Genomic DNA, 26367 nt, shown 5'->3' on the forward strand with positions numbered 1-26367 from the left:
GTTAAAGGTGCAGCGTGGCTAACCACGCCAGAACGGCGCTGCCGTGGCTGTCCCATAGCAATTTAATGCTCATGACGGCGGAGACGATCACCACCATCGGCCGGATCAACCGCTGCCCGCGGGTCAGCACCAGCCGTGCGCCCAGCCGCGCCCCGCAAAACGCGCCCAGCATCATGATCAGGCCGGTTCCCCACACCACTTTGCCGCCGAACATAAAGAACAGCAGGCTACCGAAGTTGGAGGTGAAGTTAAGAATCTTGGCGTGTGCGGTCGCTTTGGCGAGGTTGTAGCCACACAGGGTAACAAACGCCAGCGCATAAAAAGAGCCGGCGCCCGGTCCGAAAAAGCCATCGTAGAAGCCGATACAGCCGCCGCCCACCAGCGCATAAGCGATGCCGTGCAGGCGACGGGCGCGATCCTCTTCGCCAATGCGCGGCATCAGCAGAAACCACAAACCGATCGCAATCAGAAACAGCGGTAACATCTGGCGCAAAAAATCAGCCTGCAGGCGCTGAATCAGCACCGCGCCCAGCACCGAACCGAGAAACGTCATGCCGATATTCAGCCACTGCTCATTCAGCTTCACCGCACCGCGCCGGATAAAGTAGAGGCTGGCGGAAAACGAACCGCCTACCGACTGCAGCTTGTTGGTCGCCAGCGCCTGCGCCGGTGACAGCCCGGCTGCCAGCAGCGACGGCACGGTCAGCAGGCCGCCGCCGCCCGCGATGGAGTCAATAAAACCGGCCAGCATCGCAACAAAGAACAGCAGCCCAACCAGCAACGGGCTGATCACGAACCAATCCATGTGATCCCTTACAGTAAATGCTTATCCAGCAGGGCCTGACAGGCAGGCGGTAACGGTGGCGGCTCGCGTTTCACTGGCGCACCGGTGCCCGGTTTTTTCGGCAGGAACCAGCTCTGCAGCTCTGCGCCACAGCCATCACCTGGCGGTGGCGCAGGCTGATCTTCACAGCCAATACTGCCAGCCGGACAGCGCAAACGCACATGCATATGGGCGCGGTGGGCAAACCAAGGACGCACTTTACGCAGCCAGTCGCGATCCGCACCGGCATCGGCACAGAGCTGTTTTTTAATCGCCGGATTGACGAAGATACGCGTGACCTCATCGTCTTTCGCCGCCAGCTTAATCAGGCTGTCGATCTGCGGTTGCCAGTGACGGGCAATGACGTTTTTATCGCCGGGCCCGACCAGATCGAGCGGCTGCGGCTTCAGTAACTGTTGCGCGCTCCAGCGGGTTTTCGGCAACTGTAGCCAGATATCCACATCAAGACCGGTCTGGTGGCTGGCGTGGCCGCTGCTGAAGCGCCCGCCCGCGGCCATGCCCATGTCGCCAATCAGTACATTACCCAGCTGCAGGTTATGCACCTGGGTGCTGAGCCGCTGAATGAACTGGATCAGGTCAGGATGGCCAAAGTAGCGCCGCTGATCCTGACGCATCACCTGATAATACGGCGAATTGAGCGGCAGCGCCTGAGCCCCCACAATACAGCCGTTGGTAAAGCCGCCGATCGACTGCGGCGCGCCGCTGATCGGCTGCTGAATTTGTTGCCACGGCGTCGCCGCCAGGCTGGAGGCGCTGAACAGCAGCGCGCTAAGCGTGAGCAGAACTGTTTTCATCGAATCACCAGCGCGGCACGGTGCTGTTAACGTCACCGTTCTGCGCGCGCTGACGCAGCAGATGATCCATCAGGACGATCGCCATCATCGCTTCAGCGATCGGCACGGCGCGGATCCCGACACAGGGATCGTGACGCCCTTTGGTGATCATCTCCACCTCTTCGCCGTCGCGGGTGATGGTTTTGCCCGGCACGGTGATGCTGGAGGTCGGTTTCATTGCGATATTGGCGCTGATGGTCTGACCGCTGCTGATACCGCCGAGAATGCCGCCCGCGTGGTTACTCTGGAAACCGGTGCGGCGAATTTCATCACGATGCTGGCTGCCGCGCTGATTGACCACCGCAAAGCCATCGCCAATCTCGACGCCCTTCACCGCGTTGATGCTCATCAGCGCATGGGCCAGATCGGCATCCAGCCGGTCAAACACCGGCTCGCCGAGGCCTGGCGGCACGTTTTCCGCCATCACCGTGACTTTGGCGCCAATCGAGTCGCCCTCTTTTTTCAGGCCGCGCATCAGTTCGTCCAGCGCATCCAGCTTGTCAGCATCCGGGCAGAAGAATGGGTTCTGTTCAACGATCTCCCACTGTTTCAGCTCGCAGGCGATATCCCCGATCTGCGCCAGATAGCCGCGCACCACCACGCCATGCTTCATCTGCAGGTACTTTTTAGCAATCGCCCCGGCCGCCACGCGCATCGCGGTTTCGCGCGCCGATGAACGGCCGCCGCCACGGTAGTCACGCTGACCATATTTTTGTTCGTAGGTGTAGTCGGCATGGCCCGGACGGAACAGATCTTTAATCGCGCCGTAATCCTGCGAACGCTGATCGGTATTCTCAATCAGCAGTCCAATGGAGGTCCCGGTGGTGACCCCGTCAAACACACCGGACAAAATTTTCACCTGATCCGGCTCGCGGCGCTGCGTGGTATAGCGCGAGGTGCCCGGACGACGACGATCGAGATCGTGCTGAATATCGGCTTCCGTCAGCGGTATACCTGGCGGCACACCATCAACGATGCAGCCCAGCGCAACACCGTGAGACTCGCCAAAGGTGGTTACTCGAAAAAATTGTCCGATGCTGTTTCCGGCCATTGTGGTTCCTTGTTACGGTTTGGCGGGCGAGGCTTCGCCCCACGTTTAGTCTTTGTAAAAAGAGAAATGATGTTGTGCGTCGACAATCTGCTGGCGCGTCAGCATAAAGACGCCGTCGCCGCCGTTGTCGAACTCCAGCCAGGTAAACGGCACATCGGGATACTGTTCCATCATGTGTACCATGCTGTTACCGACTTCACAGATCAGCACGCCCTGCTCGCTGAGATACTGCGGCGCGCAGGCCAGAATGCGGCGCACCAGCTTCAGGCCATCGCTGCCGGCTGCCAGCCCCAGTTCCGGCTCGTGGTGATATTCGCCCGGCAGATCGTCCATATCTTCCGCATCGACATAAGGCGGATTGGTGACGATCAGATCATATTTCAGCGGCGGCAGCTCACGGAACAGATCGGCGCGAATCGGCGTCACCTGCTGCATCAGCCCATGCTCTTCAATATTTTGCTCAGCCACGGCCAGCGCATCGGTGGAGATATCGACCGCGTCAACTTCCGCCTCCGGGAAGGCATAGGCGCAGGCGATGGCGATACAGCCGCTGCCGGTACACATATCCAGAATGTGACGCGGTTTCTCGCCGATCAGACCGGCAAAGCGATTCTCGATCAGTTCACCAATCGGTGAACGCGGCACCAGTACCCGCTCATCAACATAAAATTCGTGGCCGCAGAACCAGGCTTTGTGGGTCAGATAGGCGACCGGAATGCGCTCATTGACGCGGCGAATCACCCGCTCGACGATCAGATGACGCTCGCTGGCGGTCAGGCGCGCATTGCGCATCTCTTCCGGAATATCCAGCGGCAGCCAGAGGGATGGCAGGACCAGTTGAACGGCTTCGTCCCAGGGATTATCTGTGCCGTGCCCGTACCAGATTCCGGCAGCGGAAAAGCGGCTGACCGCCCAGCGCAGCATGTCCTGAATGGTGTGCAGCTCATTCACTGCCTCATCGACGAAAATTTTGTCCACGTAGCCCTCCGCAGGCCATTTGCTAAATCGGCCGATAGTGTGCCATGAAGCCGGGGAGAATTCAGCGCAGCAAGGTGAAAAAGCTGACATTTAATGACACTTAACGGTAAGGTATCGCCATCTGCTGTCTGACAGCCTTTTCTGATATGACCGGCCCGCCATGAGTAAAAAAACGCCCTTGAGCCAGGATGATAAAGCGCTGTTTCGTCAGCTAATGACCGGAACGCGTCAGCTAAAACAGGATACCTTTGTGCACAAACCGCGGGTGAAAACCCGTGAAGTGCCGGTAAAGCGTCTGCTCTCGGAGCAGGCGGACAACAGTCACTATTTTTCGGATGAGTTTCAGCCGTTGCTCTCAACCGAAGGCGCAACGCGCTATGTGCGCGCGGATGTCAGCCATTTTGAACTGAAGAAACTGCGGCGCGGCGACTATACGCCAGAGATATTCCTCGACCTGCACGGCTTAACTCAGCAGCAGGCCAAGCAGGAACTGGGTGCGCTGATCGCCGCCTGTCGCCGTGAGCATCTGTTTTGCGCCAGCGTGATGACCGGCCACGGGAAACATATTCTGAAGCAGCAAACGCCACTGTGGCTGGCGCAACATCCGTGGGTGATGGCTTTTCATCAGGCACCCAAAATGTTTGGCGGAGACGCCGCGCTACTGGTGCTGATAGAGATTGAGGAGTGGCAACCGCCTGAATTGCCCTGAGAGGAAGGGCCGAAGTTTCGGCCCACAGACGTTAAATCGCTTTTGCCAGTTTGCGCGGACTGACCTGCCACAGCAGTTTGCCTTCGCTCCGGGCGGGATCAAACTCCACACAGGCGATAGCCGAAGTAGCGAACATCGGCGGCGCTTCCTGCGGGCAGAGTTCTGACACTAAATACCCGACCAGGGGTAAATGTGAAATCACCAGCGCCGATTTCACGCCTTCGTTTGCCAGGGTTTGCAGATAGCAGCCCACCAGCCCCGGATCGCCGCCCGGCGTTAATTCAGGTAAGACTTCCTGGCCTTCCGGCAGAGGGAATGCCTCACGTACCGTCGCGAGCGTTTGTTGCGCACGCAGATAGGGACTGACCAGCACACATTCTATGTCTGGCGTCTGACTGTTAAGCCAGTTAGCCATCTGGCGTGATTCATCACAGCCACATAAGGTTAAAGGCCTGACCGAATCACTTGCTGCTTCCAGAGCTGCATCGCCGTGACGCATGATAAAAACTTGCATAAAGCACCGCTGTTGTTTGTCGACATCGCCCGACGCATCGCGCCTGACTCTTCACTCTGCGAGTGAACGCTGTGTTGTACCCTAATGGCTTCAGTATAGTCAACCGGTTGTTTATTAAATAAGCACTTCTCAGATTCCTGCTGCGGCGCACACTCTGGCGACGCTTTTCTAACCCGCTGAATCGGAGTGGATATTCCGATTCAGTCAGAAATGTAAAATTTCGTCTATTCTGCGGCGGCCTTGATCAGCGCCTCACAGGGGGCGAAACGATCGCCATGCTGCTGCATTAGCCGGGTTAATCTGTTGACCCGCTCCGCCGCGCCCAGCTGTTCCATATAATGAAAGGGACCGCCGAGAAAGGGCGGAAAGCCGATGCCAAAAACTGCGCCGATATCACCATCGCGCGCGCAGCGAATCACCTGCTCATCCAGACAGCGCGCCGCTTCGTTCAGCATCATCATCACGCAGCGTTCGGCTATCTGTGCCTCGCTCTGCCGCGCCTGTGGGGTAATGTTCAGCAAGGCGTAAAGCGACGCATCCGGTTTTTTACGCTGCCAGCGTGGCTGATCGTAGCGGTAGAAGCCCTTGCGGTTTTTACGCCCCTTGCGCCCATCCTTCAGTACCGCCTCAAACGCAGTGGGCGCGGCAAAACGCTCGCCGTAGGCCTGCTGCAGAATCGGAGAAATTTTGCTGCCGACATCAATCCCGACCTCATCCAGCAACTGCAGCGGGCCAACCGGGAAACCAAATTTCACCAGCGCACGATCGATATGTTCAATCGGTTCGCCTTCCAGCAGGCAACGCATTGCCTCATTGATATAGGGCGCCAGAATCCGGTTAACGTAAAAACCGGGCTGATCCGCCACCACAATCGGCGTTTTGCCCTGGCTGCGCGCCAGCGCCACAGTGGTGACCAGCGTTTCGCCAGAGGTATTCAGATGGGGAATCACCTCCACCAGCGGCATCTTCTCCACCGGACTGAAATAGTGCAGCCCGATGACATTTTCCGGCCGCTGCGCCCCGGCAGCGATCTCCTCAATCGGCAAGGAAGAGGTATTAGAGGCAAAAATGGTCTGCGGCTGACAGTGCGATTCAATCTCGCGCACCATCTGCTGCTTGAGCGCCAGGTCTTCAAATACCGCTTCAATCACCACATCACGGCGGGCGAAGCCCTGATAATCGATGCCGCCGGTAATGCGGGCCATCTGCTGCTGACGCTGAGCCGGCGTGATCTGACGGCGTTTCACCTTTTTGCTCAGCAAATCCCAGCTGGTTTTCAGCGCATGGTTGACGCCCGCCAGGCTGATATCTTTTATCCGCACCGGCAACCCGGCGTTGATCGCGCTGACGCTGGCGATACCGCCGCCCATCAGACCGCCACCGAGAATGCCGATGCTGCGCACCGGACGCGGCGTGGCGTCACCGCCCGGCTCTTTTTTCATCGCGGTGGTTGCGAAGAACAGACCGCGTAACGCAACCGATTCTGGCGTCATTGCCAGTTCACCAAAGGCGCGTGCTTCAGCCTCATGCCCCGCGCGGCTGCCCTGCTCCAGCCCGACTCGCACCACCTCAATGATGCGTTTCGCCGCCGGGTAGTTACCCTGGGTTTTAGCGGCGGTCTGGCGGGTTGCCAGCGCAAACAGCGCCTGACGCGCCACCGGTCCATGCAGCAGCCGATCGCGCAGCGGCAGCGTGCGGCCGCTGACCTTGCCCTTTTTCACTCTGGCAATCGCCGTTTCCAGCAAGATCGCCTGCGGCACCGCATCATCAACGATGCCCAGTTTACGTGCCTGCTTCGCCCGCAGGCTTTTGCCGGTCAGGATCAGCGGCAACGCCTGCTGCACGCCAATCAAACGGGGCAATCGCTGCGTGCCTCCTGAACCGGGCAATAAGCCAAGCTGGACTTCCGGCAGGCCGAGGCGGGTTTTATCATCCAGAGAACAGATGCGTGCATCGCAGGCCAGCGCCAGCTCAAGCCCACCGCCGAGGCAGGCACCGTGAATCGCCGCCACCACCGGGAAAGGCAAGGCGGCCAGCGCCGCCATCACTTCCTGGCCCTGCTTCGCCAGCGCTTCAGCCTCTGCGGCACTCTGGCAGCGATCGATCATGCTGATGTCTGCACCCGCTATAAAGTTGTCAGCTTTGCCCGAAATCAGCACCAGCCCCGCCAGTTGCGGGTCGCGCCGCGCCTCGGCAATGATGGCGGTGATCTGTCCGGCAAATTCCGCTTTGAGGGTGTTCATCTTCTCGCCCGGCACGTCGATGGTGATGACGCCAACGTGATCCAGCCGCATCTGTAAATGAAAAGCACTCTGTTCCATTATTCGGCCTCCAGAACCATTGCCGCACCCAGACCACCCGCCGCACACGCGGTGACCAGCCCTAACCCGCCGCCGCGCCGCCGCAGTTCGTTCAGCGTCTGGGTGATCATCCGCGCACCGGTAGCGGCAAAAGGATGACCGTAGGCGATCGATCCGCCCAGTACGTTAAAACGCTCTTCATTCACTTCGCCCAGCGCGTGTGGCCGATTAAGCACCTCGCGGGCAAAGCGCTCGTCACGGAACAGCTGCAGGTTACTCAGGGTCTGGGCGGCGAAGGCTTCATGCATATCAATCAGGGTCAGATCGGCCAGGGTGACGCCGGCACGATCCAGCGCCAGCGGTGAGGCGTACGCCGGACCCAGCAACATATCCTGCTGTACGCCGATGGCGGTAAAAGCATAGCTGCGCAGATAGCCCAGCGGTTGCAGGCCCAGCTCACGCGCGCGCCCTTCGCGCATCAGAATGACCGCGGCGGCGCCATCGGTCAGAGGCGTGCTGTTGGCCGCGGTGACGCTGCCATGCTGGCGATCGAATGCCGGACGCAGCCGGGCATAGTCCTCCGCCTTTGCATCCATACGCACGTTATTATCCTGGTCGATCGGTTTTTTCCACGGTGGCACCATCGCCGCCATCACTTCCTGTTGCAGCACGCCCGATTGCCAGGCTTTAGCGGCATGCTGATGAGATCGCAGCGCCAGCGCATCCTGCGCCTCGCGGCTGATGCCGTGGCTTTTAGCCATCTGCTCGGCGGTATCGCCCATTCGCAGTCCGGTTGAATACTCGGCCACCGCAGGCGGTACCGGCAGCAGATCGCGCGGACGCAGGCGGCGCAGAATCTGCAGTTTTTGCTGCAGGCTGCGGGCTTTATTGAGATCGACCAGCGCCCGCGCCAGGCTTTTGCTGACGCCAATCGGCAGCACTGATGACGAATCCGCGCCGCCGGCGATGCCGGCAGAGATAGTTCCCGCCATCAGGCTTTCGCAAACGTTAGCCACCGCCTGAAAACTGGTGGCGCAGGCGCGGCTGACGCTGTAGGCGTCGGTATGAACGCTCAGGCCGCTACTCAGGACGATTTCGCGCGCAATGTTTGGCGCTTCCGGCATCTGCACCACCTGACCAAACACCAGTTGATCAATCACTTCCACCGGCAGTTCACTGCGCGCCATCAATTCGCTGACCACCATCCGGCCCAGTTCCACCGCCGGAATGCCGTGGAAGCCGGTCGCCTGGCGCAGAAAAGGGGTACGTAACCCGTGGGTAATCGCGATGCGTTCGCCATCGCGCGTCAGCAGCGGCTGCGCTTTGCTCATTGTTCTCACCTGTGACTCGGGACCGTGGCGTCATTGCCTGAAGAGGTCTGACCTGATCCCAGTGTTAACCACAAGCGGGTGAGTCGCCAATATCGAAAGGGAAAAAGTGCGAAGGGAAACACGAAAATGAAAAACGCCGCGCTGAACGCGGCGTCGGGCGGGTTAGCGTAAACCGAGCTGGAAAATCAGGGTTTCTGCCTGGCAGCAGAAGGTGAAATCGATATCAAGCTGGACGCCCTGATCCACCTCGCTGAAGCGCGCCTCAATCAGACAGGGATCGGACTCTACCTGGCGGGCACGTTCGGTCAGACTGGCCAGTTTGGCTTCCGCCTCAGTGCGCTGGGCAAACCACTCCGACCAGCTGGCGGTGCAATCGGTATTATCCATTACCGTGCCAACATCAACACAACAGCAGGCAGCGGTTTCCGTCGCACTGCATTTTTTAATGGCATCAGTCATTATTTTCTCCTGACGATAGGTCTGGTGGGATAAGCAATTTTATGCACCAGATTTTACCTCTTCGGCTAAAGATGCGCCACGAAGCGGTAGCTAAGTGACGAATATCACAATAAAATTTGATCCAGAACAAACTGGACTGGTTATGCTGTGCTGCGCCAGCTCAGTTTTGTTACGCAGATCGAATTTTAAGCGATCAATCCTGAAATATTTTAAAAACAATATTGCAACATGCACACAGGTCGGACCTATACTCTCCGCACTGGTCTGATATGTACGATTTACATCAGTCCCTACAATCCGCCGTCCCTTGTTACGCGACGTAATAACGTTAAATAATAATTCACATGAGGTTGTGGTCATGAACCATAAAAACCTGTTTGCAAAGTCAGCCGTGGCGGCTGCAGTGGCACTTGTCTCTTCACACGTTTACGCAGCTGGGTTTCAGTTAAATGAATTTTCTTCGATTGGTTTAGGTCGCGCATATTCAGGCGAAGGCGCAATGGGCGATACCGCCGCATCCGCCAGCCGTAACCCGGCAACGATGGCATTAATGGATCGTCCGGCATTCTCTATTGGCGCGGTCTATATCGATCCGGATGTCAATATCAGCGGTCGCAGTCAGAGCGGTCGTAGCCTCGATGCCGATAATATCGCCCCGAATCAGTGGGTGCCGAATATTCATTACGTTCAGCCGATTAACGATCAATGGTGGATCGGTGCTTCTGCCACCTCCAATTATGGCTTAGCAACAGAGTTTAATAATGGTTACACCGCCGGTGGCTATGGCGGTAAAACGGACCTGATGACCGGGAACTTTAATCTCAGCACCGCTTACCGGCTGAATGAACATTTCAGTGTTGGGGTGGGATTTGATGCCGTCTATGCCAAAGCCAAAATCGAGCGTTATGCCGGTGAATCAGGCGCGGCATTACGTATTCCGGCCGATACCCAGGTCGCCCATCTGAAAGGCGATGAGTGGGGCTACGGCTGGAACGCCGGCATCCTGTATGAAGTGGATGAAAATAACCGTTTCGGCTTTACCTATCGCTCGGAAGTAAAAGTCGATTTTGATGGTGATTACAAAAGTAATCTCCCTTCCGCCCTGAACGCGGTTAACAATCCGCAGCAGTCAGGCATCCCTTTCGGCACCAACGGTTCAACCATTCCTGGCGCACTGACGCTTAACCTGCCGGAAATGTGGGAAGTGTCAGGCTGGCACAAAGTGGCACCGCAGTGGGCGGTACACTACAGCATGGCCTATACCAGCTGGAGCCAGTTCCAGGAGCTGAAGGCGACCGGTTCTAACGGCCAGACCCTGTTCTATAAAGATGAGAGTTACCGCGATGCCTGGCGTATTGCATTGGGGACGACCTACTTCTATGACCAGAACTGGACCTTCCGTACCGGTATCGCCTTTGATGACAGCCCGGTTCCGGCCGATAAGCGCTCAATCTCGATCCCGGATCAGGATCGCCTGTGGCTCAGCGCCGGTACCTCCTATGCCTTCGACGATCACGCCTCAGTCGATGTCGGTATCTCTTATATGCATGGTCAGAACGTAACGGTCAAAGAAGGTCCTTATACCTTTAATTCCGAAGGTAAGGCCTGGCTGTATGGCGCGAACTTTAACTATAAGTTCTGATGCGCAAAGGCAAACAACAAGGGCGACTCAAATGAGTCGCCCTTTTTACTGGCAGAAACCGATGCTGGCGAAAAGTTACTGCGCGTCGATATCCTGCAGATCGTCCTGAATCGCTGCCGCGTTCGGGTTCTCTTCCGGCTTGAGCTTGCCGCCGCGCGCCAGGAAATCGTGACGCTGGAAATAGGCGTTGCGGATAAAGGCGTAGGGATCGCTTTGCTGTTTCAGGATCGCATCCGAGTCAAGCAGTTGCGCCCGCGTCTCAATACCTTCCAGCGTCCATTTACCAATCGACATCGGCCAGGTCAGCCAGCCCAGAACCGGATAGAGGGTATCGACGTAACCGCCGCCATCCTGACGGAGGGTAAAGCTGCCGTAAGCCGGCAGTTCTACGTAGGGACCATATCCGACGCCATAGTGCCCCAGCGTGGTACCGAAACGGTGCGGCTCTTCACGCGCCAGCTCCGGATTGGCTTTACCGGCCACGTCAATGAAGCCGCCCAGGCCCAGCACGCTGTTCAGGAAGAAGCGGGTGAAGTGAATGCCCGCATCCCGTCCGTTGCCGATCAGAATGGCGTTAACCATGCTGGCGGGCTCTTCAAGGTTGCCGAGGAAATTACTCAGTCCGGTACGGGCCGGTACCGGCACATAATCGCGCCAGGCCACTGCCACCGGGCGCAGCACATAGGGGTCCAGCACGTTGTAGTTAAAGTTAAACATCGTGCGGTTGAAGCCTTCGAACGGATCGCTGCGCTGAGCGGGTTCGTCATTCGCTGGCTTCGAACTGGCACAACCTACCAGAAGGAGGCTGGCGACAGCCAGGCTGGTCAGGCGATAATTCATTCCATTCTCCCTGTGCGGATGAAAAAAGGTCTGCCCATTTTCAGGCGGCAGCCCGGTAACGAACCTGCATATCCCATCAGCATAGCTAACTTCACGTCAGCCGGGGTTGCCACGGGGTCCGCCTGAACGTGATCGGTCACGCGCTCAGGGCTGCTGTTGATTAATTTCTACTGCTATCTGCTGATGACCATCCCAGGGCGTGATCGCACTCAGACCCGACCAGTCCCCCGTCCGGGGGTTGGCGCTGCCGTCGCGCGAAATTCGCGCCCGGACCTGGATCTGATGCTGCGCCGACAGCAGGCGATCCGGCATCATGGCATTGCTGTCATCCAGCGTCAGCGATAACGGGAAGTGGCTGAGCGGCATGCGCTTCACGGCTACCGGCACCGGCGAGACACCATCAGACACAGAAATATACAACACTCCGCCTTGCGGTAACATTTTTTCTGCCTGCGGCGTCAGGCTGATAGTCAGCGCCAGCTGGCTGCTCTGCTGCCCGGCGGCGGTTTTAGCCTGTTCAATGCTGCGGGCAATCATGGCGCGCCGCTCATCACTGGCCGGTAACAGCGTCAGCAGCGTTTGCCAGGCATCAATAGCCTGATCGTACTGCTGTTGCTCAAAGGCATTGAACGCCAGCAGACCCAGAGTACGCAGGTTGTGACCATCAGCTTTAAGCAATTCGTGCAGCAGCAGCGCCGCCTGGCGGTTATCCTGCGGATCGCTGGAGCGGGTCAGCACTTCGGCGTAATCCTGCTTCAGCCCGGTATCATTGGGCGCTAACTGCAGGGCCCGTTCAAACGCCTGGCTGGCAACGCTGGCGTTATTCAGCACCATGCCGAGCCGGCCCAGCATGGTCCAGTCGTTAAGATTATCCGGTTCCGACTGCAGTGCGCTGCGCAGCCCAAGCTGCAACCGTGCCAGCTCTTCCATACTCAGCGGTTTGGCTGCCGGGTCCATTAACCGCGCCCGCAGGTCAGGATACGCTTGCTCTACCTGCTTCCAGCCGATCAGCTGCGTCAGACCGCCGACTTTCAGATAAGTCCCCAGCGACACCACCAGTAGCAGAATCAGTCCCGGCACTAATATCCAGCGGCTGCTGCTGTGCGGCTGCAGCGCAGTGGCGGGCGGGATATCGGCCAGCAGCGTCTGTTGCAGTTCCCGCTCCATCACCGGCCGCTCCGCCACCACGCCCTGCTCTTCGTCCTGCGCCAGCTCGCTCAGCCGCTGATGATAGAAGCGCTGATTGAGACGATCGCGATCGCCCGCGCTGGTCTGACGTTGCCGCCAGCCCGCGGCCAGGAACAGAGCACAGGCCGCCAGTAATAACAGTAAAAGGGTGATCCAAAATGCACTCATTACGGCTTCCTGTCTGACTTGAATAGCGCATCAAGACGCTGTTGTTCATCTTCGTCCAGCTCACTGCGGGTTTTGCGCTGGCGACTGCGCAGCACGATAACTGCGCCACCCAGCAGCACGAACAGCGCCGGTCCGGCCCACAAAATCAGCGTTGATGGCGTCACGGGCGGCTGGTAAGTGACGAAGTTGCCGTAGCGCGCCACCATGTAATCGATGATTTGCTGGCGATCCTGGCCCTGCTTCATCAGCTGATAGACCTTGAGACGCATATCCGCCGCAATCATCGCGTTTGAGTCGGCGATGCTGTTGTTCTGGCATTTCGGACAGCGCAGCGAAGCGGTCAGATCGCGGTACTGTTCTTCCTGCGCTACCGAATCGAACTGCAGGGTATCGATAGTGGCCCACAGGCTGAAGCTGAACAGCAGACCGCAGGCCAGCAGTAACAGACGCCTCATGCTCCGGCCTCCTTACTGTATTTGATCCACAACGGCTTCACTTCCTGCTGCCAGACGCGCTCATTCAGATCGCCGGCATGGCGATAGCGTATGATGCCTTTGCCATCGATCAGGAAGGTTTCCGGCGCGCCGTAAACCCCCAGATCCAGCCCGAGCATGCCGTTGCCGTCATACAGGCTGAGCGCATAGGGGTTACCCAGCGTATTCAGCCAGCTGACCGCTTTGTTACGATCGTCTTTGTAGTTCAGTCCCACCACCCGAATGCCCTGCTCCGCCAGGCTATTCAGGTAGTGATGTTCAGCGCGGCAGGTCGGGCACCAGGTGGCCCAGACGTTCAGCAGAATCGGCTTGCCGTCGGTCAGCACCTGCTGATCGTAAACTTTACCCGGCTGGTCCAGCGCTTCCAGCCGGAACAGCGGCACCGGTTTGCCGATCAGTGCCGACTCCAGCCGGGTCGGATCGTCGCCCTCGGCATTGCGTGACAGCTGCCACAGCAGCGCCGCCGCCAGCAGCAGAAACAGCACCAGCGGAATAAACAGGATTTTCTTATTCATGCCAGCTCCTCAGGTGTCGCTTTTTTGCGGGCGCGATAACGGGGATCGCACAGGCAGAACAGGCCACCCAGCGCCATTAACAGGCCGCCGAACCAGATCCAGCGCACAAAGGGTTTGTAATAGATCCGCACGGCCCAGCCACCATCATCCAGCTCTTCGCCTAACGCCGCGTAGAGATCTCGACTGAAGCCGCCGTCAATCGCCGCCTCGGTCATCATGGTGCGCGCGGCGGTGTAGAAACGCTTTTCAGCCTGCAGCATCGCTTCCGGTTTACCGTTGCGCGTGACTTCAATCAGGCCCGCGCCACCGCTGTAGTTCGGACCCTGCAGGTTCTGGACGCCGCGAAAAACAAAGTGATAGTGGTGAATGTCCACACTGTCACCCGCCTTCATGCGCACATCGCGTTCGACGCTGTACTGGGTGCTGAAGGCGATGCCAATCACTGTGACGCCGACGCCAAGATGGCCCAGCACCATGCCCCAGTGGCTGCGCGAAAGATGGCGCAGTCCGCTAAAGAAGCGGTGCCGATGAGTGGCGCGCTCATGCAGTTCCAGCAGCGTCAGCACAATGATCCACAGCGACATCAGCAGACCGACCACGGTCATGGCAGCAATACGATCCTGCAACCACCAGGGGATCAGGATTGAGCCCGCCAGCGTCACGATCAGCGCCAGCGCCAGCCGTTTCGCCAGCTTTTGTGGCTGGTCACGACGCCAGCGCACCAGCGGCCCGATCCCCAGCAGCAAGGCAAACGGCGCCATCAGCCAGCTGAACATGGTGTTGAAGAATGGCTCGCCCACCGAGATGCTGCCCAGTCCCAGCTGCTTATGCACCAGCGGCAGCAGCGTGCCGAGCAGCACCACCAGCATGGCGGCAATCAGCAGTACGTTGTTGCTGAGCAGGAAAGATTCGCGTGACCAGGTTTCATTTTGTACCCGGCTCCGTACCTGTCCGCCCTTAATCGCATACAGCAGCAGCGAGCTGCCAATCACAATCACCAGGAAGGCGAGGATAAACATGCCGCGCGCCGGATCGGACGCAAAAGAGTGAACCGAAACCAGCACACCGGAACGAACCAGGAAGGTGCCGAGCAGGCTGAGCGAGAACGCGGTAATGGCCAGCAACACCGTCCAGGCCTTAAAGGTGCCGCGCTTTTCGGTGACCGCCAGCGAGTGCATTAACGCCGTGCCCGCCAGCCACGGCATAAACGAGGCATTTTCCACCGGGTCCCAGAACCACCAGCCGCCCCAGCCGAGTTCGTAATAGGCCCAGGCTGAACCGAGCACGATACCAATGGTGAGAAATACCCAGGCCGCGGTAGTCCAGGGACGCGACCAGCGCGCCCAGGCGGTATCAAGCCGTCCGGCCATTAAGGAGGCAATAGCAAACGCGAACGCCACCGAGAAACCGACATAACCCATATAGAGCAGCGGCGGATGGAAGATCAGGCCGATATCCTGCAGCATCGGATTCAGGTCGTGACCATCAATCGGGAAGTCGGGCAAGGTCCGGCTGAACGGATTGGAGGTCAGCAGGATAAACAGCAGGAAACCGAGGTTGATCATTCCCATCACCGCCAGCACGCGGGCCAGCGCATCCTGAGGCATGCCGCGACTGAAGATCGCCACCGCCACCGTCCAGCTACTGAGCAGCAGCACCCACAGCAGCAGTGAACCTTCATGAGCGCCCCAGGTGGCAGCGATGCGGTAATAGACCGGCAGCAGGCTGTTGGAGTTGGTGGCGACGTAGCTGACGGTAAAATCGTTGGCGATGAACGCCCAGACCAGCAGCAAAAATGCCGCGGCAATCAGCACAAACAGGCCAGCGGCCAGCGGACGCGCCATTGCCATCAGGCGCGCATCCTGGCGCACTGCGCCCCACAGCGGATAGGTGCTGAGCAGCAGCGAAATACCCAGTGCCAGACAGAGCAGAAAGGTTCCGATTTCCGGCATCATGATGACTGTTTTCCTGGCTGATACAGCGACTGCGGGCCGTTGTGATTTTTCTTCATCGCGTCTTCAATCTCCGGCGGCGTATATTTTTCATCGTGCTTCGCCAGCACCTCTTTGGCAGTAATCCGGTTGCCCGACTCCAGCACCCCTTGAGCCACCACGCCCTGCCCTTCGCGGAACAGATCCGGCAAAATCCCTTCAAAACTGACGCTGACGACGCCATTGGCATCGTAAAGTTTGAATGAGACGGCCAGCGTGTTGGGATCGCGTTTGACGCTGCCCGGCATCACCATGCCACCAACCCGCAACCGTTGACCCGGCTCCGGTATCTCATGCGCCTCGCCTTTGCCGTAGAGAATTTCACTCGGGGTATAAAACAGGTCGATGTTCGAGCGCAGCGCATACATCACCAGCGCGGTAGCCAGGCTGAGGCCGATCAGAATCGCCAGCACGGCATACAGACGATTACGTCGACGGATATTCACAGGCTTTCTCCTGCCGCATCAGCAGCGGCTTGTTTACTCTTCGCAGTGCGGATGCGGCGTTCGCGCGCCTCACGCTGGCGAATCTGCGCCAGCAGACGACGGCGTGTCAGCAGGGTGTGTATGACCAGACCGATCAGCGGGATCAGGGTGCAGGCGACCGCCAGCCAGACATAGAAGGCGTAACCGCCCATGACGAAGAAGGCGTGCCACGAGGAAAAGGCCGGCGTCATGCTTTCTCTCCCTTATTCGCTACGCTGATGGCCCAGGGGCGATGGCGTTCGGTTAATAAAATCAGATTACGTAACCGCATCAGGGTCAGGGTGATAAACAGCAGCAGATAACCGAGAATCGCCCAGCGCAGCGGCGTACGCATCACCGGCGCGATCGCCTGTTGCAGTATGCCGGAGGAGCCCTGATGCAGAGTGTTCCACCACTGAACCGAGTAGTGAATGATCGGCAGATTCACCACACCCACCAGAATCAGGATACCGGCGGCACGTCCGGCGGTGCGACGATCGTCAAAGGCGTGGTAGAGCGCAATAACACCCATATAGAGGAACAGCAGCACCAGCTCAGAGGTGAGGCGCGCATCCCAGATCCACCAGGTGCCCCACATCGGTTTCCCCCACGCCGAGCCCGTAACCAGCGCGATAAAGGTAAACACCGCGCCCACCGGCGCCATTGCCGCAGAGACCAGGTCGGCCATCTTCAGCTGCCACACCAGCCCGCAAAATGCCGCGATGGCCATTGACGCGTAGATGCCCATCGACCACATGGCGGCCGGAACGTGGATATAGATAATGCGGAAACTGTCGCCCTGCTGATAATCAGCCGGTGCGTAACCAAATCCCCAGATCCAACCCAACAGCAGCGCTGCCAGGCCGGTCACGGCGAACCAGGGCACCAGACGACCAGAGAGTTGGTAGAGCCGGTCGGGTTTAGCCAGCTGATGTAACGCTTTCCACATAGCAAGTGCTCACATTTACGGTTAATAGTTATTGGGCGCTGCGCCGCCGTGACGGACTCATTGCAGCGTGATCCGAAGCGCCGCTGCGGTCGCAAACGGGGAGAGCGTTGCGCTGACCAGCAGCATCGCCCCGAGGATCGCCAGATAGCCACCAATCGGTAACCCCTGGCCGGCAGCCTCAATGGCCGCACTGGCGAAAATCAGCACCGGAATCGCCAGCGGCAGCACCAGCAGGCTCAGCAGCACGCCGCCGCGCCGTAATCCCACCGTTAATCCAACGCCGATGGCGCCGAGAAAGCTCAGGGTCGGCGTGCCGATCAGCAGCGTTAACGCCATCGCCCACCAGCCATTAAAATCGAGCGATAACAGCAGTGCCGCCAGCGGCGACAGGACAATCAGCGGTAATCCGGTGACCAGCCAGTGCGCAATCACTTTGCCCACTACCGTGACCGGCAGCGGCGTCGGCTGCAGCAACAGTTGCTCCAGTGAGCCGTCGATAAAATCATCGCGAAACAACCGCTCAAGCGCCAGCAGCGAGGCCAGCAGTGCGGCGACCCAGGCGACACCCGGCGCAATACGCGCCAGCTGTTGCGGATCGGGCCCGATACCCAGCGGAAACAGGGTGATGACGATCAGGAAAAACCACAGCGGGTTAACCACATCGGCCCCGCCGCGAAAGGCAATGCGCAATTCACGCTGAATAAGACGAAACAGCATCAGATTGACTCCGCCGCGCTGAGGCGAATTTTACGCACGCGCCCTGCAGGATCGGGCAGATCCTGATGGGTCGTCACGATCACCGCCCCGCCGTTATCGGCATGCTGAGCAAATTTCATCATTAATTTTTCGATGCCGGTTTTGTCGATGGCGGTCAGCGGCTCATCCAGAATCCATAGGGTGGCGCGACTGAGCCATAAACGTGCCAGCGCGACCCGACGCTGCTGGCCGGCAGAGAGTTGCGCCACCGGCACCTCTTCATAACCGAGCAGATCCACACTTTCCAGCGCGGCAAAAATCTGCGCGTCTTCGCAGTCGCGGTGATAAAAACGCAGATTTTCTAATGGGGAGAGCACCGCCTTCACGCCGGGATGATGCCCCAGGTAAAGCAGTGATGCGTGCCACTGTTCACGCTGCTGCGCGATCGGACGATCGTGCCAGCGTATCTCGCCCTGCTCTGGCCGGCTTAATCCCGCCACTAAACGCAACAGCGATGTCTTACCGGCACCATTTGGCCCTTCAATCTGCACAATGTCGCCAGCATGAACGCTGAAAGAGAGCTGATGAAACAGCGTTCGTTCATCGCGTACACAAGAGAGCGTAATGATTTCCAACATGAAGGGGGGATCGCACCAGCTAAAAGAAGGCCAGGATAATACCATAATGTTGCTGTGGGCCGAAGTTTGCCGCGCCGTTCAGAGTGACCTTCAGGAGGCGATAAGTGCGGTGTGCCGTGGTGGTCGCTTAAAAATGCAGCCACGAAAAAGCTTGTTACGCTTATTCATATCCCTCGTTACATTATCGGCAAATAAAAAGCAGCTACGCTTATTACGCCACAGCACTATCACCAGGAGAAAATATGAAGCCTTCATCAGGTAACCAACAGGATCACAATGACGTTGAAAGTGATGAAAAGGACGAGGGTAAAGAAATAGAGGTCGACGAGGAGGCGCTACCTTCGCGTGCGGCAGCCATACATGAAGAGATTCGTCAGGATGGGGAGAAAGAGCTGGAACGCGACGGTATGGCTCTGCTCTGGTCAGCCATTGCAGCCGGCTTATCGATGGGCGCTTCGCTGATGGCGAAAGGGATATTTCAGGTTCATCTTGAGGGCGTGCCAGGGGCCTTTTTACTGGAAAATCTCGGTTATACCTTTGGGTTTGTGATTGTCATTATGGCGCGCCAGCAGCTGTTTACCGAGAACACCGTTACCGCGGTATTGCCGGTGATGCACAAGCCGACCTGGGGCAATGTCGGCCTGCTGCTGCGCTTATGGGGCTTCGTGCTGCTGGGCAATCTGATTGGCACCGCGCTGGCAGCGCTGGCCTTTAATGAGATGCCGATCTTTGATGATGCAACCCGCCAGGCGTTTACTGACATCAGCATGAAAGTGATGGAAAACACGCCAGGCGAGATGTTTGCCAACGCGGTGATTTCCGGCTGGATTATTGCCACTATGGTCTGGATGTTCCCGTCTGCCGGCGGAGCCAAACTGGTGGTGATTGTGATGATGACCTGGCTGGTGGCGCTGGGCGATCTGGCGCACATCGTTGTAGGGTCGGTCGAGGTGCTTTACCTGGTCTTTAATGGCAGCATTCCCTGGCATCAGTTCCTCTGGCCCTTCGCCCTGCCCACGCTGTTAGGTAATATCACCGGCGGTACCCTGATTTTTGCCCTGATCAGCCATGCGCAGATCCGCAACGATATGAGCGAGGCGGCGGTCGCCAAAGCCAAAGCCGACCAGAAAAAGCAGGAGAAACGTCGCGAGCGCGAACAACAGGAAGAGTAATTAAAGGAGGAAGATGGCGATGCGGCGTGGGCTGGTCCAACACCGCTCGCCCTCTTCCCCCGCTTCAGCCATTAATTCGCATCACGTCATATTCGCCATAACTGCAATAACTGCAATAACTGCAATAACTGCCTTAAAGTGAATGACGCATTCGCTTCAGCGATTATTTACTCCCCGCCAAAAATAATCTGCACAGCGTGAATAAAGAATTATTTGCAATCACCAGGCTGCAATCGTAAATTAAATTATCCCTCTGTCAATAAACGTCATTCTCCGTCGGGACCGCATTCTCATTTTGGAATGCATGTTAATAAAGCCAGCCTCCAATCATACAAAAACACCCTTAAATTAACGCAAGATTCCATTTGAAGATGGATATCGAAATAAATGGATATTTTCCTAACGCATTTTTTGTTAGATTTACTACTAACAGGAAAACGGTAAAGAGTAGTGTTATTTTGTCACCCCATTATAAAAGAGAGTTTATAAACACCAGAGCTGCGCAACGCAGTAAATTTAAAACAACCTATTTAAATTAAACAATCAGTTCACATAATAATATTTATTTCAGCATCACCTTTAGCATTACTATGCCGCCTGTTATTAACACACAAAATCAGACAAGGGTATTAATCCAGCGTCGCCACACCATAAGTAACGTCAACACGGAAAAATATACGCCGGTTACGTTACGCATAATAAGGATTATAACATGAAAAAAATAATGTTTAATAAAGTCACCGCAGGACTCGCCCTGTTAATGACCTGTCAGGTTGCTTTGGCCGCAACCACCGAAAGCGTTGGCGGCGGAACCATCACCTTTTACGGTTCAGTCACTGATGCAACCTGTAATGTCACCACCAACAGCGGCAGCGATTTCGCCGTTGATTTAAACCCGGTGACCAGCAGCGATATGGGTACCGCTGTGGGCGTGGTGTCGACTAATGCTAAACCGTTTACGCTGAATGTCGATGGCTGCGCCGGTTTTGATAGCACCAGTGCAGCGGCGCAAACACTGAAAATCACCTTCTCAGGCGGTAACGTGTCGGAAGACAATACCTACCTGAAAAACAGTACCGGTACCGCCAGCGGCGTAGGAATCGGTATTACCAAAGATGGTAGCCAGCTGGTCGCACTTAATAGCGCACTCGACACCGGTCTGAGCACCTCTTCCACTGACGGAACGACCTATGACGTCTCCCCAAGTGGAGCACTGAACTACTTTGCCAACTACTACAACTACGGTGGTGCGGCAGTGAAACCCGGTTCTGTTGTGACCACCGCAACCTATACCTTCAATTACGATTAATCGATCTGCGGTTAATTGTTAAATCCGGATAATTTAACCCGACAAGGATGTCAAAAATGAGATCAGAAAATGAAACGCGTTTATTTAGGCACATTACTGTTTACTCTTTCCTGCGTCGCAAGCGCCAGTGTGGTTATGAACAACACGCGCGTCATCTATAACAGCGATAAAAAAAGCGTCAACGTCCAGCTGGTCAATAAATCAGCCGAAGCTCACCTGGTTCAGGCATGGATAGATAATGGCAATCCTGATGCGAAACCCGAAGATCTCAGATTACCGCTGGCCGTCGTGCCTTCAGTGGTTCGCATCAGCGCGAATGATGGTCAGATCCTGACCGTCGTTAAAAACAATCTTGCCGGTTCACTGCCAGCCGATCGTGAAAGCCTTTTCTGGCTCAATTTCATTGATATTCCCCCTAATCCCAAAGACAAAAGCGGCAGCTATATCCAGTTCGCCGTCCGTAATCGGGTGAAAGTTTTTTACCGGCCGGCCAATCTGAAAGCTGACATTAATAAACTGCAGAGTTACCTGTCGCTGGTTAAGCAGAATAATGGCGCCTGCATTAAAAATGATTCGCCCTATTACGTGACCGTCGCCGGATTAAGCCATGTTAAAAATGGCAGCAAAAAGGATAATTTCCTGCAGTCCACTGTTTTAGCAAAACCGCTAAGCTGCACACCCCTTCCCCATTCAGCGGCTTTATCAAAACAGGCGCAGGTTTACCTGACCTTTATCGATGACTTCGGCACACTCAGAACGGTTGATATTAAACGCTAATGAAAAGCCAATTGACGTTTTTGAAGACAATGCTCATTTTTATCGGTGTCGCCGTGTGCCTGCGCAGCTATGCCGATGAAGAGTTCAACCAGGGCTTTATGTTGGGCAGCGCCTCCAATGAGGCGTGGTCTGAAGAGAAAAATACCATTGCCCCGGGTATTTATAGCGTCGACATTTACGTCAATAAAGAGTGGAAAGGCAAACATCAGTTAAAGGTTGAAGGGAAAAATAGTTTCCTGATTTCCGCCAATGCACTGGCCGCGTTAGATATAAAAACGGATAAAACTAAACCGGCAGTGCAAAAAGAGGCGCTCAGTCAGGAATGGATCGCCCTGAATGAGATCGTCGGAAAGGATGAAGTCAGTTTTCGTCAGAATATTTTTCAGCTGGATATTACCGTGCCGCAGGCGCGTATTATTTCTCATGACCGTAACTGGATGCCGCCAGAGCTGTGGGATAAAGGCATCCCCGGCATATTTACCAACTATAATGCTATCTACTCTGCCGGAAACTACAGTAACGGCAATAATCAGTCGAACCTCTACCTGACACTGAACAGCGGGCTGAACGTTGCCGACTGGCATTTCCGTGATAACACCTATTATTATCGTAATGAAACCTACTCACGCTGGGTTAACCGCTCCCGCTACCTTGAAAAGTCATTGCCGGCAATCAGTTCAACGGTAAAAGCAGGCGATGACTACACCAGTTCATCCTGGTTCGACAGCGTTAAATTTCGCGGCGTCAGCCTGACGAAAGAGCTGGCCATGCTGCCCGACAGCTACCGGACCTATATGCCCGTCGTCAGCGGCATTGCAGACAGCAATGCGACAGTTAAAGTCCTGCAGGACGACAAAATCATTTTCCAGCAAAGCGTTCCCGCCGGACCCTTTGAGTTTTCTGAGCTGATGCCTACCGGCTCCCGTTCGGATCTTTACCTGGTCATTGAAAATGCAGACGGCAGTAAAACCACGACCATTATTCCTTACTCCTCCTCGGGTAATTTGCTGCGAAGCGGCTCATCGGACTGGGTGATGTATGCGGGTAAATTCAGCAGCGATGCGCTGTTTAAACAACGCGATTTTATCCAGGCGGAATATTCCAGAGGTGTCCGGAACAACCTGACACTGGTGACCGGTGCCATTGCCAGCGAGAATTATCAGTCCGGCCTGATAGGTAGCGGCCTGCTTGTGCCGTGGCTGGGCACGCTGACTACCAGTTATCAATATACTCAGGCCACTCTCAACCCGGAAAAACGCCAGGGCGATAAAGTCAGGGTCGCGTTAAATAAACATTTTCCAACCAAAACCTCCGTTACGGTTGGCGCGACGCACAGCGATAAAAACTTCACTACCCTGAGTCAGTCCGATTCTGCCGCGGAGTTTATCAGCGATCAGATTGGCTACCGTGCCCAGGAAAAAAACAGCCTGAACCTGACGCTTGATCAGCGCCTTCCGGCGGGTTATGGCAATCTCAATGCCGGGCTCTATGCGGTGGGTTACTGGAATACGTCGAAGGTTTCCCGTCAGTTTAGTCTGGGATGGAGTAACAGTTACAATCAGATATCCTGGTCCGTTAATGCCGGTAAAAGAATTTATACCAATGCTGAAATTTACGCGGAAAACCGGCGTAAGGCGGTCTACCGCGATGAGCAATATGCCACTTTATCGCTGAGCATTCCGTGGAGCCTGTTTAACCACAACGGCACCGTCAGTGCATCTACCAGCGTGCAGGGAAGCCAGACCAGTGCGTCACTCGGCTGGAATGAAAAAGTCTCTGACGCTTTAAGATATAACCTGTTGGTTAATCATCGGAACAATGAGGGAGCCTCTTCCAGCGGGTATGTCTCTTATGCGTCACCCTGGTCCACCTTCACCGGTAACGTCACCCAGGGAGAGCATTATACCCAGTATGGTGCCGGTGCTTCTGGCACGTTGCTGTTGTCGCAGCATGGCTTACTGACCTCACCGCAAACCGGAAATCATTTTGTGATTATTGATGCACCGGGTGTGGCTGGCGCGAAAGTGAATGGTAATGCGACCCTTTATACCAATAAACAGGGGAAGGCGCTGGTGCCCTACGCTACGCCGTGGCGTAAAAATACCTTTTACCTCAATTCAGATTCATCCAGTGACATTCAGGGCAATATTAAAAAAATCGCGCCGTGGAAAGGCAGTATTTCCTATGTGAAGTATGCGACCGATACCCGGAAAACATTTTCCCTGCATGCCCGTTATGCCGATGGAAAACCACTGACGTTTGGTGCCTCTCTGTTTAACAAAAAAGATGAGGAACTCGGCTATGTGGCACAGGGCGGCCTGGTCTATGTCAAAGCGGATAGCTTACCCGATTACATTATGGTCCGGATGGACAACCAGCCGTCCTGCATTATTAAAAACGCCGTGCTTACCGGAGAAAATCTATGCGTAAATTTATAAAAATTCTTTCCACGGCGATAATGCTGCTGACCGGACTGAGCCTGTTTTCAGTTAACCAGGCATTAGCCTATTGTGATGCGTCGAATTTATCTACTGGCAAGAGCGCGGTAGCCACTTCAACCGTTAACGATATTGAACTTGCAACGATGCTGTCACTGACCAGTAGCCACTCAACCACTAACAGCTCAAATTTCTCCGGATTTAAACTGACCTGCGTCACCGGTGGGGAGACGCTCTATTATCGCAACGGCCTTGAGGGTGGCTATACGGTAAAATTTGTGACTGGCGATCAGGAAACCTATATTAGATTCACCGCCTCTATTCCTGCCTCAAGCAAAGAGTTTGGCGCTTTTATTACTCAGGATTATGCCTCGAGTGAGTTTGATACTGATATCACCATCAACGCTGAAGTCGTCGATGGCACGGCGTATGACATTGCTACCACAACCGGAAAAATTGAAATTCCGGTGCTCTATTTTATTTCATCAAACGGCAGCAATGCCTACCCGACAGCGAGTGCATTGCGGGGACTGGTTTCTTCTAAAGCTGCCGCGGCGACAAGTTCCTACTCCGATTTAAAAGGATTTGCCTCCTTTGACGTTACCTTCGTCCCGGTCAGTACCACCTGCAATATTCAGAATCAGCAGTTCTCACTGCCCTCGACGACGCTGTTCACTATCAAGTCAGGCGACGCTTCGGATACGCGCTTTACCATTCCGCTCTCCTGTAGCGGCAGCATCAACAGTAAGGCGACCAAAACCTTTAATCTCAGGGCTTACAGCAACGATCTTGTAGATAACGCGAAGTTTATTGTCAGAAATGCTTCTTCCACATCGACAGGCATCGGATTCCAGCTGTTTAACGATATCGCGGATCCTCTGAAATTCAGTAGCGGCTACGATTCCGCTTCCACTTCTCTGGCATCGTTAACGAAAAATAAAGATCTGGTGGGATCGCTGACCTCTTTTGATATTGGCGCCAGATACAAAATCTACGATGCCGCCAACGCGACGCCCGGAACGGTGGTAGGAACCATCATTATTTATATGGAGTATGAATAAGAGACGGGCAGAAACCGGATGCTGGCACAGCTCAGCGCTACACAAAATGAGGGTGGTGGCGGCACGGATTTCACACAAAGCTGGCACCGGTGATGCGGGGGAAAGCGGTAATGTTGGGGAGAGAACCGCTAAACTGCTGGCGGAATGAACAAACGCACGGCGTTGTAGTGAATCTTTGCCGCTTTCTACGTTATACTGCGCGCCGTCGTCCTCTTAGTTAAATGGATATAACGAGCCCCTCCTAAGGGCTAGTTGCAGGTTCGATTCCTGCAGGGGACACCAGTACGCCGCATCCTTGCTACCTGCCCCAAACCCCTCGTTAATTCGCGCGCCGTAACGAGTACGACAACGTTTAAACCTTGCCGCCGTGAAAACAAACCTTCAGCTCTGCTCCACCGGTTCCGGCAGTGGCGATATCTTCTTAGCTGAATGTGATAAGACGTTTGCCCATCACAGATAAACTGACTCACCGGAAGCGCATCTCCGCAAAAGCAGTAACTTTCTCGTCAAATATGCCTGCCCTAATCAGCTGTAAACTGACTTCTCCATCAACGTAATAGCGGCTGGGGTATCGTGATCGTCTCTGCGCGCGGCTACACTATTACAGCAACGCTGTACAACGAGGATGGTTCGCCACTCACCCGCTTTATCAAAACGAGGACCCAAGGCGTGAAAAAGAAAATTACTCTGCCCCAGTTTGGTCAGGAGGCTGATGCAGAGGTATTCGGTAATAAAATTACGGTGCGCTATGAAGGGAATGAATCGTTTCCCAGAGGCCTCAAACTCAATGAACAATATTATGTCGTTATTGATGGCGTGGAAAAAACCATGATGCTGGTTCGCAAGCCGATGGGCTCCTGGCAGTTTACCATTCAGTAACGGCATGACGGGTAAAACGACCTCGCTCCGGCGAGGTCGTTTATTATCTGACCGCCTTTAACCTCACAGCAGCCAGCCGCTGAGAGCGATGCCAGATTATCGCAGTTTGCGGTTAAGCGTTTCTTCT

General features: G+C 55.8%; 26 protein-coding genes and 1 tRNA gene. 9 read left to right on the forward strand and 18 right to left on the reverse strand.

Going from position 1 to position 26367, the window contains the following annotated elements; all coding sequences use genetic code 11:
* Window position 1: 1 nt before the first annotated feature.
* From ACX3P5_RS12750 to prmB, 4 genes are read right to left on the reverse strand one after another with little or no spacing between them, the layout of a single operon-like run.
* Window positions 2–805: a sulfite exporter TauE/SafE family protein gene (locus ACX3P5_RS12750; protein ID WP_336755663.1), complete on the reverse strand. Its 804-nt coding sequence runs from the start codon at window positions 803–805 to the stop codon at window positions 2–4.
* An 8-nt stretch (window positions 806–813) separates the two neighbouring features.
* Window positions 814–1638 carry a penicillin-insensitive murein endopeptidase gene (mepA, locus tag ACX3P5_RS12755; RefSeq protein ID WP_458968801.1) on the reverse strand — a complete coding sequence of 275 codons (825 nt, stop codon included), beginning with the start codon at window positions 1636–1638 and terminating at the stop codon, window positions 814–816.
* 4 nt (window positions 1639–1642) lie between these two features.
* Window positions 1643–2728, reverse strand: coding sequence for a chorismate synthase (aroC, locus tag ACX3P5_RS12760; protein WP_233987499.1), 1086 nt, complete (start codon window positions 2726–2728; stop codon window positions 1643–1645).
* A gap of 45 nt (window positions 2729–2773) precedes the next feature.
* A complete protein-coding gene (gene prmB, locus ACX3P5_RS12765) occupies window positions 2774–3706 on the reverse strand; it encodes a 50S ribosomal protein L3 N(5)-glutamine methyltransferase (RefSeq protein ID WP_233987498.1) in 933 nt (310 codons plus the stop codon).
* A 160-nt stretch (window positions 3707–3866) separates the two neighbouring features.
* Between prmB and smrB the strand changes: the two genes are divergently transcribed.
* On the forward strand, window positions 3867–4415 hold the full coding sequence (gene smrB, locus ACX3P5_RS12770; RefSeq protein ID WP_094121033.1) for an endonuclease SmrB: 549 nt from the start codon (window positions 3867–3869) through the stop codon (window positions 4413–4415).
* Between the two features lie 31 nt (window positions 4416–4446).
* Here smrB and sixA read toward each other — a convergent pair whose 3' ends face one another.
* The 4 genes from sixA to ACX3P5_RS12790 all read right to left on the reverse strand — a co-directional run bounded on the left by sixA (window position 4447) and on the right by ACX3P5_RS12790 (window position 9019).
* A complete protein-coding gene (sixA, locus tag ACX3P5_RS12775) occupies window positions 4447–4929 on the reverse strand; it encodes a phosphohistidine phosphatase SixA (RefSeq protein ID WP_233987497.1) in 483 nt (160 codons plus the stop codon).
* 224 nt (window positions 4930–5153) lie between these two features.
* Entirely contained in the window at window positions 5154–7250 is a 2097-nt protein-coding gene (gene fadJ / locus ACX3P5_RS12780) for a fatty acid oxidation complex subunit alpha FadJ (RefSeq protein ID WP_458968802.1), read from the reverse strand.
* Entirely contained in the window at window positions 7250–8560 is a 1311-nt protein-coding gene (fadI, locus tag ACX3P5_RS12785) for an acetyl-CoA C-acyltransferase FadI (RefSeq protein WP_458968803.1), read from the reverse strand. The genes fadJ and fadI overlap by 1 nt, the downstream gene beginning before the upstream one ends.
* Before the next feature lie 162 nt (window positions 8561–8722).
* Entirely contained in the window at window positions 8723–9019 is a 297-nt protein-coding gene (locus tag ACX3P5_RS12790) for a YfcZ/YiiS family protein (RefSeq protein WP_233987495.1), read from the reverse strand.
* A 358-nt stretch (window positions 9020–9377) separates the two neighbouring features.
* On the opposite strand from ACX3P5_RS12790, the gene fadL reads away from it, so the two are divergent.
* Window positions 9378–10661 carry a long-chain fatty acid transporter FadL gene (fadL, locus tag ACX3P5_RS12795; RefSeq protein WP_233987494.1) on the forward strand — a complete coding sequence of 428 codons (1284 nt, stop codon included), beginning with the start codon at window positions 9378–9380 and terminating at the stop codon, window positions 10659–10661.
* Window positions 10662–10736: 75 nt separating this feature from the next.
* Here the strand turns inward: fadL and mlaA are convergent, their stop codons facing one another.
* The 10 genes from mlaA to ccmA all read right to left on the reverse strand — a co-directional run bounded on the left by mlaA (window position 10737) and on the right by ccmA (window position 18604).
* On the reverse strand, window positions 10737–11501 hold the full coding sequence (gene mlaA / locus ACX3P5_RS12800; RefSeq protein ID WP_336755667.1) for a phospholipid-binding lipoprotein MlaA: 765 nt from the start codon (window positions 11499–11501) through the stop codon (window positions 10737–10739).
* A 144-nt stretch (window positions 11502–11645) separates the two neighbouring features.
* Window positions 11646–12857 carry a c-type cytochrome biogenesis protein CcmI gene (gene ccmI, locus ACX3P5_RS12805; protein WP_233987492.1) on the reverse strand — a complete coding sequence of 404 codons (1212 nt, stop codon included), beginning with the start codon at window positions 12855–12857 and terminating at the stop codon, window positions 11646–11648.
* Entirely contained in the window at window positions 12857–13312 is a 456-nt protein-coding gene (locus tag ACX3P5_RS12810; RefSeq protein WP_458968804.1) for a cytochrome c-type biogenesis protein, read from the reverse strand. Before ACX3P5_RS12810 ends, ccmI begins: the two co-directional genes overlap by 1 nt.
* Window positions 13309–13866, reverse strand: coding sequence for a DsbE family thiol:disulfide interchange protein (locus ACX3P5_RS12815; protein WP_233987490.1), 558 nt, complete (start codon window positions 13864–13866; stop codon window positions 13309–13311). Before ACX3P5_RS12815 ends, ACX3P5_RS12810 begins: the two co-directional genes overlap by 4 nt.
* Window positions 13863–15821 (reverse strand): heme lyase CcmF/NrfE family subunit, encoded by a 1959-nt coding sequence (locus tag ACX3P5_RS12820; protein ID WP_233987489.1) that lies wholly within the window; start codon window positions 15819–15821, stop codon window positions 13863–13865. Before ACX3P5_RS12820 ends, ACX3P5_RS12815 begins: the two co-directional genes overlap by 4 nt.
* Window positions 15818–16303, reverse strand: a complete 486-nt coding sequence (gene ccmE, locus ACX3P5_RS12825) for a cytochrome c maturation protein CcmE (protein WP_233987488.1) — start codon at window positions 16301–16303, stop codon at window positions 15818–15820. Before ccmE ends, ACX3P5_RS12820 begins: the two co-directional genes overlap by 4 nt.
* Window positions 16300–16533 (reverse strand): heme exporter protein CcmD, encoded by a 234-nt coding sequence (gene ccmD / locus ACX3P5_RS12830; protein ID WP_233987487.1) that lies wholly within the window; start codon window positions 16531–16533, stop codon window positions 16300–16302. Before ccmD ends, ccmE begins: the two co-directional genes overlap by 4 nt.
* Window positions 16530–17270, reverse strand: coding sequence for a heme ABC transporter permease (locus ACX3P5_RS12835; protein WP_094121021.1), 741 nt, complete (start codon window positions 17268–17270; stop codon window positions 16530–16532). Before ACX3P5_RS12835 ends, ccmD begins: the two co-directional genes overlap by 4 nt.
* A gap of 57 nt (window positions 17271–17327) precedes the next feature.
* Window positions 17328–17987 (reverse strand): heme exporter protein CcmB, encoded by a 660-nt coding sequence (gene ccmB / locus ACX3P5_RS12840; protein WP_336755670.1) that lies wholly within the window; start codon window positions 17985–17987, stop codon window positions 17328–17330.
* The gene (gene ccmA / locus ACX3P5_RS12845; protein ID WP_336755671.1) at window positions 17987–18604 is read right to left on the reverse strand and encodes a cytochrome c biogenesis heme-transporting ATPase CcmA; all 618 of its coding nucleotides are present in this window, start codon (window positions 18602–18604) and stop codon (window positions 17987–17989) included. The genes ccmB and ccmA overlap by 1 nt, the downstream gene beginning before the upstream one ends.
* A gap of 242 nt (window positions 18605–18846) precedes the next feature.
* Here ccmA and ACX3P5_RS12850 point away from each other — a divergent pair, with 242 nt between their 5' ends.
* From ACX3P5_RS12850 to ACX3P5_RS12880, 7 genes are all read left to right on the forward strand, one after another.
* Window positions 18847–19776, forward strand: coding sequence for a formate/nitrite transporter family protein (locus ACX3P5_RS12850; RefSeq protein ID WP_336755672.1), 930 nt, complete (start codon window positions 18847–18849; stop codon window positions 19774–19776).
* Window positions 19777–20488: 712 nt separating this feature from the next.
* Window positions 20489–21085: a fimbrial protein gene (locus tag ACX3P5_RS12855; RefSeq protein WP_233987483.1), complete on the forward strand. Its 597-nt coding sequence runs from the start codon at window positions 20489–20491 to the stop codon at window positions 21083–21085.
* A 69-nt stretch (window positions 21086–21154) separates the two neighbouring features.
* Entirely contained in the window at window positions 21155–21862 is a 708-nt protein-coding gene (locus ACX3P5_RS12860; protein WP_233987482.1) for a fimbrial biogenesis chaperone, read from the forward strand.
* A 29-nt stretch (window positions 21863–21891) separates the two neighbouring features.
* A complete protein-coding gene (locus tag ACX3P5_RS12865; protein WP_458968805.1) occupies window positions 21892–24300 on the forward strand; it encodes a fimbria/pilus outer membrane usher protein in 2409 nt (802 codons plus the stop codon).
* A complete protein-coding gene (locus ACX3P5_RS12870) occupies window positions 24285–25361 on the forward strand; it encodes a fimbrial protein (RefSeq protein WP_336755674.1) in 1077 nt (358 codons plus the stop codon). The genes ACX3P5_RS12865 and ACX3P5_RS12870 overlap by 16 nt, the downstream gene beginning before the upstream one ends.
* Before the next feature lie 207 nt (window positions 25362–25568).
* Window positions 25569–25643: transfer RNA gene (locus tag ACX3P5_RS12875), tRNA-Arg, on the forward strand.
* Between the two features lie 291 nt (window positions 25644–25934).
* Window positions 25935–26240 (forward strand): hypothetical protein, encoded by a 306-nt coding sequence (locus tag ACX3P5_RS12880; protein WP_336755690.1) that lies wholly within the window; start codon window positions 25935–25937, stop codon window positions 26238–26240.
* Window positions 26241–26367: the final 127 nt, after the last annotated feature.

The sequence above is a fragment of the Pantoea sp. S-LA4 genome (assembly GCF_054482835.1).

Bases quoted from the DNA above. Each gene is read 5' to 3' on its own strand.
- ACX3P5_RS12750 (WP_336755663.1), bottom strand. From the start codon at position 805: ATGGATTGGTTCGTGATCAGCCCGTTGCTGGTTGGGCTGCTGTTCTTT.
- mepA (WP_458968801.1), bottom strand. From the start codon at position 1,638: ATGAAAACAGTTCTGCTCACGCTTAGCGCGCTGCTGTTCAGCGCCTCC.
- aroC (WP_233987499.1), bottom strand. From the start codon at position 2,728: ATGGCCGGAAACAGCATCGGACAATTTTTTCGAGTAACCACCTTTGGC.
- smrB (WP_094121033.1), top strand. From the start codon at position 3,867: ATGAGTAAAAAAACGCCCTTGAGCCAGGATGATAAAGCGCTGTTTCGT.
- sixA (WP_233987497.1), bottom strand. From the start codon at position 4,929: ATGCAAGTTTTTATCATGCGTCACGGCGATGCAGCTCTGGAAGCAGCA.
- fadJ (WP_458968802.1), bottom strand. From the start codon at position 7,250: ATGGAACAGAGTGCTTTTCATTTACAGATGCGGCTGGATCACGTTGGC.
- fadI (WP_458968803.1), bottom strand. From the start codon at position 8,560: ATGAGCAAAGCGCAGCCGCTGCTGACGCGCGATGGCGAACGCATCGCG.
- ACX3P5_RS12790 (WP_233987495.1), bottom strand. From the start codon at position 9,019: ATGACTGATGCCATTAAAAAATGCAGTGCGACGGAAACCGCTGCCTGC.
- fadL (WP_233987494.1), top strand. From the start codon at position 9,378: ATGAACCATAAAAACCTGTTTGCAAAGTCAGCCGTGGCGGCTGCAGTG.
- mlaA (WP_336755667.1), bottom strand. From the start codon at position 11,501: ATGAATTATCGCCTGACCAGCCTGGCTGTCGCCAGCCTCCTTCTGGTA.
- ccmI (WP_233987492.1), bottom strand. From the start codon at position 12,857: ATGAGTGCATTTTGGATCACCCTTTTACTGTTATTACTGGCGGCCTGT.
- ACX3P5_RS12810 (WP_458968804.1), bottom strand. From the start codon at position 13,312: ATGAGGCGTCTGTTACTGCTGGCCTGCGGTCTGCTGTTCAGCTTCAGC.
- ACX3P5_RS12815 (WP_233987490.1), bottom strand. From the start codon at position 13,866: ATGAATAAGAAAATCCTGTTTATTCCGCTGGTGCTGTTTCTGCTGCTG.
- ACX3P5_RS12820 (WP_233987489.1), bottom strand. From the start codon at position 15,821: ATGATGCCGGAAATCGGAACCTTTCTGCTCTGTCTGGCACTGGGTATT.
- ccmD (WP_233987487.1), bottom strand. From the start codon at position 16,533: ATGACGCCGGCCTTTTCCTCGTGGCACGCCTTCTTCGTCATGGGCGGT.
- ACX3P5_RS12835 (WP_094121021.1), bottom strand. From the start codon at position 17,270: ATGTGGAAAGCGTTACATCAGCTGGCTAAACCCGACCGGCTCTACCAA.
- ccmB (WP_336755670.1), bottom strand. From the start codon at position 17,987: ATGCTGTTTCGTCTTATTCAGCGTGAATTGCGCATTGCCTTTCGCGGC.
- ccmA (WP_336755671.1), bottom strand. From the start codon at position 18,604: ATGTTGGAAATCATTACGCTCTCTTGTGTACGCGATGAACGAACGCTG.
- ACX3P5_RS12850 (WP_336755672.1), top strand. From the start codon at position 18,847: ATGAAGCCTTCATCAGGTAACCAACAGGATCACAATGACGTTGAAAGT.
- ACX3P5_RS12855 (WP_233987483.1), top strand. From the start codon at position 20,489: ATGAAAAAAATAATGTTTAATAAAGTCACCGCAGGACTCGCCCTGTTA.
- ACX3P5_RS12860 (WP_233987482.1), top strand. From the start codon at position 21,155: ATGAAACGCGTTTATTTAGGCACATTACTGTTTACTCTTTCCTGCGTC.
- ACX3P5_RS12865 (WP_458968805.1), top strand. From the start codon at position 21,892: ATGCTCATTTTTATCGGTGTCGCCGTGTGCCTGCGCAGCTATGCCGAT.
- ACX3P5_RS12870 (WP_336755674.1), top strand. From the start codon at position 24,285: ATGCGTAAATTTATAAAAATTCTTTCCACGGCGATAATGCTGCTGACC.